This is a genomic window from Pseudomonas sp. NBRC 111123, assembly GCF_001320205.1.
GTDB lineage: Bacteria > Pseudomonadota > Gammaproteobacteria > Pseudomonadales > Pseudomonadaceae > Aquipseudomonas > Aquipseudomonas putida_J.
The window spans coordinates 22985-35979 of record NZ_BCAZ01000017.1 but is presented as its reverse complement, the minus strand read 5'-3'; the positions used below and the strand labels follow the sequence as shown (position 1 = coordinate 35979).

Below are 12995 nucleotides of genomic sequence, written 5' to 3'. Positions count from 1 at the left end.
AGGGCGCCGGCGCGCAGAATGCTCGGCCTGAATCGTTTCACTTCCCTGTGAGGTCCTGCATGTATACCGCCATCGGCTACGCCGCCCAGACCCCGACCAGCCCCTTGGCCCCCATGACGTTCCAGCGCCGTGCACCGCGCGCGGACGATGTCGCCATCGAGATCCTCTATTGCGGTGTGTGCCACTCCGACATCCACCAGGCGCGCAACGAGTGGGGTATCGCCGTGTACCCGCTGATGCCTGGCCACGAGATCATCGGCCGCGTTACTGCGGTGGGTGACAAGGTCACTTCGCACAAGGTTGGCGACCTGGTCGGTGTCGGCTGCATGGTCGACTCCTGCCGCCATTGCGAAGCCTGCGCCAAAGACCTGGAGCAATACTGCCTGGAAGGCCCGACCATGACCTACGCCACCCCGGACCGGGTCGACGGCAGCAACACCATGGGCGGTTACTCCAGCAGCATCGTCGTCAGCGAGCACTTCGTTGTACGCATCCCGGCTGGCATGGACCTGCCCAGCGCGGCACCGATCCTCTGCGCAGGCATCACCACCTACTCGCCGCTCAAGCACCACGGCGTCGGCCCCGGCCACAAGGTCGGCATCCTCGGCATGGGTGGCCTGGGCCACATGGGCATCAAGCTGGCCAAGGCGCTGGGCGCCGAAGTGACCCTGTTCACCCGCTCCCCGGCCAAGGCCGAAGAAGCCCGCCGCCAGGGCGCCGACCACGTGATCGTGTCCACCGATGCCGAGCAGATGCAAGCCGCCGCTGGCCGTTTCGACTTCCTGCTCGATACCATCCCGGTGCAGCACGACCTCAACCCGTATCTGGAAACCCTGAAGTTTGATGGCGTGCACATCCTGGTCGGCCTGATCGAGCCGATCGACCCGGCCGTGCATGCGGCCAACCTGGTGCTCAAGCGTCGGGTGCTGGCCGGCTCGTTGATTGGCGGTATCGCCGAAACCCAGGAAGTGCTGGATTTTTGTGCCGCGCATGACATCCGTTGCGATATCGAGATGCTCGACATCCGCAACATCAACCAAGCCTATGAGCGCATGATCGCCGGCGATGTGAAGTACCGCTTCGTGATCGACATGGCGACCCTGCAGGGCTGAGCCCTGCCTGTACCGGCCCTCGCGCCGGTACAGGCCCTAGCACGCCAGTGCGCTTTGCCAGTCCTTCCATAACAGCGCCTGCCGTACTTCGTCAGCCTCGGCATGCGCCCGCAAGCACGCGTAGGCCTTGCCCAGCATGCAGCTGTCATGGAGCTGGCAGCCATCGACCATCAGTGGCTGTTCGCTGCCCGTGGCGATCTCGCCGATGACCTCAAGTTGTTCGTTCAGCACCAGGTGAGGGCTGTTTTGCTCGCCAACCATGATCAGCCGGCCATCGGGCGAGACGGCGCCTTGCGCCATCGACAGCCCCAAGTCGATGTCGTCCGGGTCCATGCCCGTTGCCAGTGCCTCGACAATTTGCACCTGACGCGGCAACAGGCGTGTGGTGCCCTCGCTGGCGAGCAGGAAGATGCCCTCGGCGCTGACCAGCAACACCCGTTGCCCATCAGGGAACGGTACCAGCGTGGTCGGCGTCGGCGGCAGGTCGAAAGGTTCGAACGGGTAACCCCTGGGCAGGTTTTCCAGCCCGGTCGGCCAGGCCAGCCGGGTCACCTGCGGGCCGTCCCAGCCATCGGTGATGCGCACGCCCTCGGCGTTGGCCAAGGCAAAGTAACGGCGCTGCGGGCAGCGGCCGAAGTGCGTGAGGCCGATGACGGGAACCACCCCCTGACGGTCGATACGCAGCACCTGGCCTTTTTCGCCGGGCATGCCGAAGCGCGCCAGCAGGCTGCCGTCGTCCAGCAGCAGCACGCTGCTGAGGCATTGTTCGGGGGACTGCTTGTCCATGGGCGGACCGTGCTCCTTGTTCCGCTTTGCCATTCACATGTAGCGCGCATGGTACTCGCAATGCCGCCATGGTTGTGAGGCTCCGGTGTGACGCGTACCATGCAGGCCATCCATCCAATAACAAACCCGTGCCTCAGCGCGGCCGATACTTGGCCCCTGACGCGCGTCCTTTCGCCATGCCTGCGGAGAACAGATTCCTACCCATGAACGGACCTATCCCCACCAACCTGCCCCCGACCGCGGGTGGCGGCAGTTGGCTGAGCGTGATCGCCCTGGCCCTGGCGGCGTTCATCTTCAACACCACCGAGTTTGTCCCGGTGGCGCTGCTCAGTGACATCGGCAGCAGCTTCGACATGACCACCGCGCAGGTCGGCCTGATGCTGACCATCTATGCCTGGGTAGTGGCGCTGGCTTCTTTACCGATGATGCTGGTCACCCGCAACGTCGAGCGCCGGCGCCTGCTGCTGTTCGTGTTCCTGGTGTTCATCCTCAGCCACCTGCTGTCGTGGTTGTCGCAGAGCTTTGCCATGCTGCTGGTCAGCCGCATCGGCATCGCCCTGGCCCATGCAGTGTTCTGGGCCATCACCGCGTCGCTGGCCGTGCGTGTGGCGCCGCCGGGCCAACAGGCCAAGGCGCTGGGCTTGCTGGCGACGGGCACGACCCTGGCGATGGTGCTGGGCATTCCACTGGGGCGCGTGGTGGGCGAAGCGCTGGGCTGGCGCATCACCTTCCTCAGCATTGCCGGTGTAGCGCTGGTGACCATGCTGTGCCTGATGAAGTCGCTGCCGTTGCTGCCTAGCCAGAACTCCGGCTCGCTGCGTAGCTTGCCGGTCCTGTTCAAACGCCCGGCGCTGGTGATTACCTACCTGCTGGTGACCTTGGTGATCACCGCGCAATTCACCGCCTACAGCTACATCGAGCCCTTTGCCCTGCACGTGGCGCAGATCGGTGGCGAGCGCACCACGGTGTTGCTGTTGTTGTTCGGTGGCGCTGGTGTGGTCGGCTCGGTGCTGTTCAGCCGTTACAGCGATCGCTTCCCGCATGGCTTCCTGGTGGGGTCGATCGGCGTGCTGGCGGCTTGCTTGCTGTTGCTGCTGCCGCTGTCCGGCAATTTCTATGTGTTTGCGGTGTTGAGCATGTTCTGGGGCGTGGCGATTCTCAGTTTCAGCCTGTCGCTGCAGTCCAAGACACTCAAGCTGGCGTCCGATGCCACCGATGTGGCCATGGCGCTGTTCTCCGGTATCTACAACATCGGCATCGGTGGCGGGGCGTTGCTGGGCAGTATCGTCAGCAGCCAGATGGGCGTGGCCGACATCGGCATGGTCGGTGGCAGCGTGGCGGTGGCCGGTTTGCTGTTGGCGGTGGCCAGTACCCGGCGGTTCCGCGAGGCGTTGAGCCACTGATTACCTGCGACGGCCTCTTCGCGGGTAAACCCGCTCCCACAGGTACTGCATAGTCTTCAAAATCAATGCGTTGCCTGTGGGAGCGGGTTCACCCGCGAAGAGGCCAGTAAAGGAAACCTCAATAATCAGCTCAACACCGCAGCCCAAGCCGATACCAGCAGCAACCCGGCCAAGCCCCGGTTGAACCACAGCAACCGCCCCGGCGCCTGCAACCAGCGCGCACTGCCCACACCCAGCACCGCCCACGCCGCCATGCACGGCAGCGCAATCAGCAGGAACACCAATGCCAATTGCCACACCGGCAATGACGGCGCCGCAAACACCCCGATCACTGCCACGGCCATCATCCACACCTTCGGGTTCACCACCTGCAGCGATGCCGCGCTCAAGGGCCCGAAAGTTTTGCCCGCCGACGTATCCAGCGGTTCACCTGCGCTGCGCAGCATGCGCAAGGCCAGCCAGCTCAGCCAGATCACGCCAGCCCAGCTCATCGCTTGCTGAGCCAGTGGGTGGCGAATCAGTAATTCGCCCAGGCCCAAGCCCACCAGCAGCACCACCGCCGCAGCCGCGCCGCAGGCCGCGAGTATCGGTACCAGGCTGGCGCGCATGCCTTCACGGGCGCCGTGGGCAAGCATCAGCAGATTGGTCGGCCCCGGGCTGATGCTGGCCACCAGGGCGAAGAGGATGAAGGGCAACAACGATTGCGACATGGTAAATGGCTCCGATTGATCAGAGCCCGATGCTCGCAGCTGACCTCGGATCAGTCTGGAAGGTTTGAGCAGCGGCGACGGTAGTCGGCCGGGGTCAGCTGGTAAGCGCGCCGGAACCAGCGCCCCAAATGGCTCTGATCGGCAAAGCCCAGGATCATGGCCACTTCTGCGGGTGTCTGGCCCTGAGCGAGCAGGCGCCGGGCGCGGGCCAGGCGCAGCTGGATCAGGTAGGCATGGGGTGCCAGGCCAAAGGCGGCCTTGAAGGCCCGGGTCAGGCGGAAGCGGTCGACCCCGCAAGCCTGTGCCAGTTGCTCCAGGCCGATGTCCTGGTCGAGGTGGGCATGCAGGTAGTCGCGTGCCCGTTGCGCAGTCAGCGGCAGGCGCGGGTCGGGGTTCAGGCGCTTGCGCCAGTGCAGGTGGCGGGTCAGGCAACTGAGCAGGTCATCGGTGGCGGTTTGCCGCACGATGCGCAGCTCCGGGCCATGCACGGCCTGGAATGCCCGGGCGACAGCACCGGCCAGGCGTGCGTCATGGCACAACGGCTCGGCAATGCTGGGCAGGCTATCGCTCGGTGCCTGTTCGAACAACGTGCGCAACTCGGCCTCCAGCCAGTGTGGCTGCAGGTACAACGTCGAGTAGGTAAAGCCTTCTGCGGTGGGCGCCTGGCCATTGTGGATATCGCCAGGCTCAAGCAGGAACACGTGCCCTGGCGTGCTGTTGTGGCGCACCTTCCGGCAATCGAATTGCTGCACGCCCTGCTCGGTGAAACCGACCAGGAAGCTGTCATGCCAGTGTGGGTCATAGGCGTGGCCGACAAAATGCGCGCGGACCGACTCGATGCCGGTGTCGGCGTCTTGCTTGAGGTCGATCCAGTTGCTCATGGCGGGGTCGCGTGGAAGATTGGCCTGCCACATTAGCCCGAAAACCAGGCGCTGTTTAGAACGATTGTGCAACCAGGCATTCCGATATCATGCATGTTCCATTATTTAAGGAGCGGCATCGGGCGCAGCTGGAGTAGCAATTGCCTCTAGTGGAGTGACTGAATTGCGCTGGAATGGGATACAGGCGTGAGTGTGCTTGTCCATTTCATTGATGCGCTTTTCAGCTAGTCCGGGGGGGCAAATGAGTTCGACCGCGCCGTATGAATAGAGCGAGTAGCCGGTCAGCCTGTATTTCTTTGCCTCGCTATCCTTGATCGCCCACATTGACGCGTTCAATGATGAAGCCGGGTAGGCGGCGTTATCGATGAGGTAATGCTTGGGGTGTGTATCGCGAATGCCCAGCAGCTTCATTGCCCCAATCGAGGGAGCACTGACCAGCGATGGAGAGAAACTTAGAACAACCAGCAGGTACAGTGTAGTGGTGGCGATTGATGTACGGATACGTGTCAATCGATCCTTCTGCATATTCCAGTAGTAACCCACAGAGGGTGCCGCCGAGCCAGTCATGATTAGACACATGTACATGACCAGTTTGATATTGTCAGCAGTGGATGCCTGTTCCTTGTAGAAGATGATGCTCAATTCCAGAGGGAACGCCGCGATGAGCGTTGCCATGACCAATAGCACGGCCAAGCCGAAAGCTTTGCTTGCCCGCACTTTGAAGGTGTCCGAAGGAGAAAGTGATTTGCAGTAGGCCGCGCACCTGCCGATTGTCACCAGCGCACCTGCGAAGGCCACCAAGGGCACTAGAAGCATGGGCCAATAGCTGATATCTGCGTCGAACAAGATGTTGATGGCAACAGGGCTGATACCGGCCAGCACGCAGAGTGCGAGCGTGAAGAGCAGGTTACGAAGCACCGCAGCGGAATGTTGGGGAGCAGGCTGCAACCAGGTAATGATCTGCACGATCACACATGATGTGCACACCATTATCCCCAGTGCCAAAATCGAAAGTACAAAGTAGACGAGCCATAGCAAAATCAGACTTGGGCCTACTTCAAGTGAACGCAGAAAAACATCCGGGCGACCGATGTAGTTGGTATACAACAGCAGGTTTAGCAGACCCGATGTTGAAACGATCACGGCTAGGATGGCCGATAACCATGAGTAGTTGTCCTTAACCAGCTGGAGCAGTCTCCTGCTTGTGCCGGCTGGAAGTCCATAGTCCTCGGACGGAACGGGCTTGCTATTGAAAGTGATACTGAGCGCCTTGCTATCGTATGCACCGGCGGACAAAAGATGAACATTGGCATTCATTGGCCAGAAAACTCCATGGGGGGATATTGTTACCTGGATGCAGGTATCAGGCTCTATTTTCCGCGCTTGGCCGTAGTGAGGTGAAGCGTTCACGCAGCCACAGGTGCAGTTGCGTCACTGCGGGCGACAGTTGCTTGCGGTGCGGACACACCAGCGTCACAGGCGTGGCTTCGCCCTGATGGTCGGGCAGCAGGATCTCCAGCTCGCCGGCGGCGATGTTGGCGCTGACATCCAGCCACGATTTGTAGACGATACCTTCGCCCTCCAGCGCCCAGCGCCGGACCACGTCGGCATCGTCGCTGACCAGTGGCCCGCGTACCTGCACGGTGCGGTTGCCAAGCTGCCATTTGTCGTACACGCGGTTGTGCTGCAGGTACAGCAGGCAATCATGCTGCTGCAGTTCTTCGGGCGTGCGGGGGCGGCCGTGGCGGGCCAGGTAGCCGGGGGATGCCACCACTACCCGGCGGTTCCAGGGCGCCAGCGGCAGGGCGATGTAGTTGGCGTCCTGGTTGAGGCCGTAGCGGATGGCGATGTCCACCGGGTCGCGGCTGAAGTCGGCAATCTGGTCCGAAAGGAAAAAGCGCAGGCTCAGTGCCGGGTGCTCGCGGCGAAAGGCGCTGAGCCAGGGCAGCAACAGGTTGCGGCCAATGTCGGAAGGCGCCGAGACCTGCAATACCCCACGCAGGGTGCTGTGGTGGCCGTGAAGCTGTTCGTGGCCCTGGCGCAGGGTGTCCAGCACACGCTGGGCGGTGGGCAGGTACAGCTCGCCTTGCGCAGTCAGGCGCAGGCTGCGGGTGGTGCGGGCGAACAGGCGCACGTCGAGGTCGCGCTCCAGGCGCTTGATCGCGGCGGCCACTTGCCCGGGCAGCAGGTCGGCTTCATGCGCGGCGGCGGTGAAGCTGCCCAGTGCACTGCTGCGCACGAACAGTTCCAGGTCGGTAAAACGAAGCATTTTCACTCCAGAGGTGAAAGTGTTGCTGCATTCTGCCGGTTTTTCTTATCAGCAGGAAAGATAAGATGCGCAACAAATCCCGTTTCGTTCACTGGAGTTGCAGCATGGATACCGTCTCCCTGGCCAAGCGCCGTTACACCACCAAGGCCTACGATGCCGCTCGCAAGATCCCTCAGGCCACGGTCGATGCATTGCTTGAGCAGCTGCGCCACAGCCCGTCCTCGGTCAACTCGCAGCCTTGGCACTTCATCGTCGCCGACAGCGCCGAAGGCAAAGCCCGCCTGGCCAAGGCCACCGACGGCCGTTTTGCCTACAACTCGCCAAAAATCCTCGACGCCTCCCACGTGATCGTCTTCTGCACCCGCACCGAGATGACCGAGGCGCACCTGAATGCGGTGCTCGACCAGGAACAGGCCGATGGCCGCTTCCGCGATGAGCAGGCGCGGGCAGGGCAGAACCAGAGCCGTCGCGGCTATGTCGACTTGCACCGCTTCGATCAGAAAGACCTGCAGCACTGGATGGAGAAACAGACCTATCTGGCTTTGGGCACCGCACTGCTGGGCGCCGCGGCCCATGGTCTGGATGCCACGCCGATCGAAGGCTTCGACAGCAAGGTACTGGATGCCGAACTGGGCCTGCGTGAGCAGGGCTTTACCAGTGTGGTGGTAATGAGCCTGGGCTATCGCAGCGAGGCCGATTTCAATGCCGGGCTGAGCAAGTCGCGGCTGCCGGCTTCGACGGTGTTTACCTTCCTCTGAGGCTGCGGTGGGCGTTGGGGTGTTCGCTGTGTACCTTGCAGCGCCTGTGAGATCGAGCGCCGCCCACGCGGCGCATCGCGGATAAAATCCGCTCCTGCATCTATGTGCAACGTGCCTGATACGCCATGGTTGCCCGCCAAGGCGAGCCTTGCAAACCGGCTGACAACCATGGCCTTACAGCCATGGCCACGTTGCAACGAATGTAGGCGCGGATTTTATCCGCGATGCGCCGCGTGGGCGGCGCTCGGTCTCACAGGCCCCGAAAAGCTTGAGGCATGCGCCCAGCCCCTACCACAATGCCGCCGAAGCCGCAGTCAACGCCCGCTTGAACACCCCGATCGCCGTGTCCACCTCAGCCTGGCTGGTAAACCGCCCAATACTCACCCGCACACTTTTGCGTGCCCGCGCCTCATCAAGCCCCAGCGCCAACAGCACATGCGAAGCCGCATTGCTCGCCGAATTGCATGCCGACGTGGTCGACAGCGCCAATTCACTGGCCAAGGCCATGCTGTTGAAGCCGTTGGCTTCGATGCACAGGTTCAAGGTGTGAGGAATCCGCTGCAAGGCGCAGCCATTGAGGCTGACGCCTGGCAATGACAGCAGCCCCTCACGCAAGCGTGTGGCCAATTGCTCGATACGCTGGTGCTCGCTGTCACCCGGCTCACCGGCCAAGGCGAAGGCGCTGCCCATCCCAACAATCTGATGCGTCGGCAGGGTACCCGAACGCAGCCCTTGCTCATGCCCGCCGCCGTGGATCTGTGCACGCATCAACTCACGGGCGCGGTGGCCGACGTACAGCGCGCCGATGCCTTTTGGCCCATACACCTTGTGCGCCGAGAACGACATCAGGTCCACCGCCATCGCCTGCAGGTCGAGGGCCAGCTTGCCGACCGCCTGGGCCGCGTCCACATGCAGCAGGGCGCCATGGGCGCGCACTCGCTCGCCAATGGCAGCGAAATCGGTGATGGTACCCAGTTCGTTGTTGACGGCCATCAGCGACACCAGGCGAGTGTCGGCACGCAAGGCCGCCTGCACGGCGTAGGGCTGGATCAGGCCGCTGGCGTCCGGCGCCAGACGCGTGATGGCCCAGCCCTGGCGCTCCAGTTCGTTGACCGTGTCGAGCACGGCCTTGTGCTCCAGCTGGCTGGTGATCAGGTGGCCCGGCTGGGCCTTGCCCTGAATCATGCCCTGGGCGATGCCCTTGAGTGCCAGGTTGTTGGACTCGGTGGCGCCCGATGTCCAGATGATGTCTTCGGCGCGGGCACCGACCCGCTCGGCCACTTGCCGGCGGGCTTGCTCGACCACTTCGCGGGCGGCCTGGCCGTAGGCGTGGCCACTGGAAGCAGGGTTGCCGAAGTTAACCTGGCGCCCGAGGCAAGTGAGCATGGTTTCGATGACCCGGTCATCGACCGGAGTGGTGGCGGCGTAGTCGAAATAGAGCGGGGCGCTAGGCATAGGGCGAGTCCGTGCAGTGCTGCCGTGGTATCGGCAATCGTTGCATCAAGCCTACGCGCTGGAGTGGGAATGAATTTGCCTTTTATGCTGGATCTAACCGTCTTATGGAGAATATTTTTCTCTATTTATAGATCGCTATGGAATAGGTTTTTACTCTGTGGGTTCGTACCGAGCCCACACATCTTGAGTGGGGTCAGGCAGGCGCCAGCGCACGCTCTTCTTCGGCCACCACACGCTCGCACAATTCGATGATCTGCTCGCGCATCCAGCGGTTAGCCGGGTCCTGGTCGGTGCTTTCGTGCCAGTACAGATGAGTTTCCAGCGGTGGCACTTCGACCGGCAGCGGCTGGAAGCGCAGCTGGTGGCGGCGGGCGAAGCGCTCGGGCACGGTCATGGCCATGTCCGTCTGCTGCAATACCTGCGACGCCATCAGGTAATGCTGAGAACGCAGCGCGACCTTGCGTTGCACACCCATCTTGCCCAATGCCAGGTCGACGTAACCCAGACCGTTGCGGCGGCTGGAAATATGAATGTGGGTCATGCCCAGGTAGTTGTCCAGGGTCAGCTTGGCATCAGCCAGCGGGTGGCCCTGGCGCAGGGCACAGACGTAGCGGTCCTGCATCAGTTTGACGTGGCGCACCTGTGGGTCGGTGTTCAGGGGGGCATCGACGGCGAAGTCCAGGCGCCCGGCGGCCAGTTCCTTGGTGGTTTCACGGCGCTTGCACAGGAAACTTTCGATCAGCACTGCCGGGGCCAGGCGGCGCAGGCGCTGGAATAGCGGCGGCAGGATTACCGCCTCGGTGAGGTCGGTCATGCTGATGCGGAAGGTTTTGTTGGCCTGTTGCGGGTTGAAGATGCGGCTTTCTTGCACCGAGGTACGCAGCAGCGCCAGGGCATTGCGCACCGGGCCGATGATGTTCTGGGCCATGGGCGTGGGCACCATGCCCTGGGCGGTGCGCACGAACAGCGGGTCGTTGAAGGTTTCGCGCAGCCGCGACAGGGCATTGGACACTGCCGGCTGGGTGATGCCGACGATCTGCCCGGCGCGGGTCAGGTTGGCTTCGGTGTAGATCGCGTCGAAGACAATGAACAGGTTGAGGTCGACCTTGCTGAGGTTCATGGCGCCGCTCTTTGTTGGAATTATTGGCCGATCATATATCGGTTATGAATGTTTATACACGCGGAAAATAGACTAGGTAGATCGAGGCTGGCTGCTCTAGGCTCTGCCCATGTACTTCCAACCGTGAAGGTAACCCCGATGGATTTCGCCTATTCGCCCAAGGTCCAGGCACTGCGAGAGCGCGTCAGCGCCTTCATGGATGCTTACGTCTACCCCGCAGAACCGGTGTTCGAGCGCCAGGTTGCCGAGGGCGACCGCTGGCAGCCCACTGCGATCATGGAAGCGCTCAAGGCAAAGGCCCGCGCCGAGGGTTTGTGGAACCTGTTTCTGCCGGAATCGGAATACGGCGCCGGCCTGAGCAATCTTGAGTACGCCCCGCTGGCCGAGATCATGGGCCGCTCGTTGCTTGGCCCGGAGCCGTTCAACTGCTCGGCGCCGGACACCGGCAACATGGAAGTGCTGGTGCGCTACGGCAGCGAGGCGCAGAAACGTCAGTGGCTGGAGCCTCTGCTGTGCGGCGAAATCCGCTCGGCATTCGCCATGACCGAACCGGACGTGGCGTCTTCGGACGCGACCAACATGGCTGCCACCGCCGTGCGAGACGGTGACCAGTGGGTGATCAATGGGCGCAAATGGTGGACCTCCGGCGCCTGCGACCCGCGCTGCAAGGTGATGATCTTCATGGGCCTGTCGAACCCCGACGGTCCGCGCCATCAGCAGCACTCGATGGTGCTGGTGCCCACCGATGCGCCGGGCGTCAAGATCGTCCGCCCATTGCCGGTGTTCGGTTATGACGATGCGCCGCACGGCCATGCCGAAGTGCTGTTCGAGAACGTGCGGGTACCGTATGAAAACGTACTCCTTGGGGAGGGGCGTGGCTTCGAGATCGCCCAGGGCCGCCTGGGCCCAGGCCGCATTCACCATTGCATGCGCTCGATCGGCATGGCCGAGCGGGCGCTGGAATTGATGTGCAAGCGCTCGGTCGAGCGCACGGCCTTTGGCCGGCCATTGGCGCGCCTGGGCGGCAACGTCGACAAGATCGCCGACTCGCGCATGGAGATCGACATGGCGCGCCTGCTGACGCTGAAGGCGGCGTACATGATGGACACCGTCGGCAACAAGGTCGCACGCAGCGAGATCGCGCAGATCAAGGTCGTGGCGCCGAACGTGGCGTTGAAGGTGATCGACCGGGCGATCCAGATGCACGGCGGGGCAGGGGTGAGCGGCGATTTCCCGCTGGCTTACATGTATGCCATGCAACGCACCCTGCGCCTGGCGGATGGGCCGGATGAGGTGCACCGGGCGGCGATCGGCAAGTACGAGATTGGCAAGTATGTGCCGTCGCACATGCTGAGCGGCGGAAGGTGATGCAAGCCCATACCGGCCTTTTCGCGGGCAAGCCCGCGAAAAGGCCGGTATGGGCAAACCTTACACTTTCAGTTGTGGGTCCTTTCCCTTTTTGCGGGTTGCAACAGGTTCGCTGACGCTCGGTACCTGCTTCTCCCCCCGCGTCTTGATCAACGAAACCACCACCCCACCCAGCAACAACCCGAACGTCACCCCCAACGACAGCAACGCCGGCACCTTGCCCACCATGCCGTGGTAGAAGATCTTGCAGCCAATGAAAATCAGCACCAGTGCCAACGCATACTTGAGGTAGACGAACCGGTGCATCAGCGCCGACAAGGCAAAGTACAGCGAGCGCAAGCCGAGGATGGCGAAGATGTTGGAGGTGTAGACGATGAACGGGTCCTGGGTGATGGCGAAGATCGCCGGCACGCTGTCGACGGCAAACACCAGGTCGGCCAGCTCGATCAGTACCAAGGCCAGGAACAGGGGTGTGGCATAGCGCAACGCCTTGCTTGCGCCGGGCGGCGTCAGGCGCACGAAGAAGTGCGAGCCATGGATCTGGTCGGTCACGCGCATGTGCCGGCGCACGAACTTCAAGATCGGGTTGTTGGCCAGGTCGGGGTGGCTGTCTTCCTTCGACAGGGCCATCTTGACCCCGGTGAACAGCAGGAAGGCGCCGAAGACATAGAGCACCCAGGCAAAGTTCTGTACCAGCGCCGCACCCACGCCAATCATGATCGCACGCAGGAACACCACCCCGAGAATCCCCCAGAACAGTACACGGTGCTGATAGCGACGGGGGATGGCGAAGAAGCCGAAGATCATCGCCATGACGAACACGTTGTCCATCGACAGTGACTGTTCGACCAGGAAGCCGGTGTAGAACTCCAGCGCCGATTGCGCCCCAAGCTCATGCCAGACCCACAGGCCAAACAGTACGCCGACACTGAAATAGCCTGAATACAGCAACAGGCTCTCGCGCATTTCGATCTCGCGTTCCTGGCGGTGCAGCACGCCTAGGTCGAGTACCAGCAAACCGATGACGATGGCCATGAACACCAGCCACAACCAGGTGCTGGTGCCAAGAAACGGGGTGGTGAGGAATGTCTGCAGAGCTGTCATGAGCCCCTCCTTGATAGTCGACGTTGCCA

11 protein-coding genes and 1 pseudogene are annotated in these 12995 nt (G+C 62.4%); 4 read left to right on the top strand and 8 right to left on the bottom strand.

Going from position 1 to position 12995, the window contains the following annotated elements; translation table 11 throughout:
* Positions 1–59: 59 nt before the first annotated feature.
* Entirely contained in the window at positions 60–1112 is a 1053-nt protein-coding gene (gene calA, locus APH27_RS11175) for a vanillin reductase (RefSeq protein ID WP_027919910.1), read from the top strand.
* A gap of 174 nt (positions 1113–1286) precedes the next feature.
* On the opposite strand, the pseudogene APH27_RS11170 reads toward calA, so the two are convergent.
* Positions 1287–1877, bottom strand: a pseudogene (locus APH27_RS11170) (hypothetical protein); the annotation flags it as partial.
* A gap of 224 nt (positions 1878–2101) precedes the next feature.
* On the opposite strand from APH27_RS11170, the gene APH27_RS11165 reads away from it, so the two are divergent.
* Positions 2102–3301, top strand: a complete 1200-nt coding sequence (locus APH27_RS11165) for a sugar transporter (protein ID WP_027919911.1) — start codon at positions 2102–2104, stop codon at positions 3299–3301.
* Positions 3302–3426: 125 nt separating this feature from the next.
* Here the strand turns inward: APH27_RS11165 and APH27_RS11160 are convergent, their stop codons facing one another.
* The 4 genes from APH27_RS11160 to APH27_RS11145 form a co-directional block, all read right to left on the bottom strand.
* The gene (locus APH27_RS11160) at positions 3427–4011 is read right to left on the bottom strand and encodes a LysE family translocator (protein ID WP_027919912.1); all 585 of its coding nucleotides are present in this window, start codon (positions 4009–4011) and stop codon (positions 3427–3429) included.
* Between the two features lie 50 nt (positions 4012–4061).
* Complete coding sequence (locus tag APH27_RS11155; RefSeq protein ID WP_060484858.1) at positions 4062–4892, bottom strand: AraC family transcriptional regulator; 831 nt, start codon at positions 4890–4892, stop codon at positions 4062–4064.
* A 105-nt stretch (positions 4893–4997) separates the two neighbouring features.
* Complete coding sequence (locus tag APH27_RS11150; protein WP_060484824.1) at positions 4998–6209, bottom strand: hypothetical protein; 1212 nt, start codon at positions 6207–6209, stop codon at positions 4998–5000.
* 46 nt (positions 6210–6255) lie between these two features.
* Positions 6256–7161, bottom strand: coding sequence for a LysR family transcriptional regulator (locus APH27_RS11145; RefSeq protein ID WP_060484823.1), 906 nt, complete (start codon positions 7159–7161; stop codon positions 6256–6258).
* A 104-nt stretch (positions 7162–7265) separates the two neighbouring features.
* On the opposite strand from APH27_RS11145, the gene APH27_RS11140 reads away from it, so the two are divergent.
* The gene (locus APH27_RS11140; protein WP_027919915.1) at positions 7266–7919 is read left to right on the top strand and encodes an oxygen-insensitive NAD(P)H-dependent nitroreductase NfsB; all 654 of its coding nucleotides are present in this window, start codon (positions 7266–7268) and stop codon (positions 7917–7919) included.
* A gap of 288 nt (positions 7920–8207) precedes the next feature.
* On the opposite strand, the gene APH27_RS11135 is transcribed toward APH27_RS11140, so the two are convergent.
* Positions 8208–9374: a cysteine desulfurase family protein gene (locus tag APH27_RS11135; protein ID WP_060484822.1), complete on the bottom strand. Its 1167-nt coding sequence runs from the start codon at positions 9372–9374 to the stop codon at positions 8208–8210.
* A gap of 193 nt (positions 9375–9567) precedes the next feature.
* Positions 9568–10494 (bottom strand): LysR family transcriptional regulator, encoded by a 927-nt coding sequence (locus APH27_RS11130; protein ID WP_060484821.1) that lies wholly within the window; start codon positions 10492–10494, stop codon positions 9568–9570.
* Positions 10495–10632: 138 nt separating this feature from the next.
* Here APH27_RS11130 and APH27_RS11125 point away from each other — a divergent pair, with 138 nt between their 5' ends.
* Entirely contained in the window at positions 10633–11862 is a 1230-nt protein-coding gene (locus APH27_RS11125; RefSeq protein ID WP_060484820.1) for an acyl-CoA dehydrogenase, read from the top strand.
* A gap of 60 nt (positions 11863–11922) precedes the next feature.
* Here APH27_RS11125 and APH27_RS11120 read toward each other — a convergent pair whose 3' ends face one another.
* Positions 11923–12966, bottom strand: coding sequence for a TerC family protein (locus APH27_RS11120; protein WP_060484819.1), 1044 nt, complete (start codon positions 12964–12966; stop codon positions 11923–11925).
* Between the last annotated feature and the right edge of the window lie 29 nt (positions 12967–12995).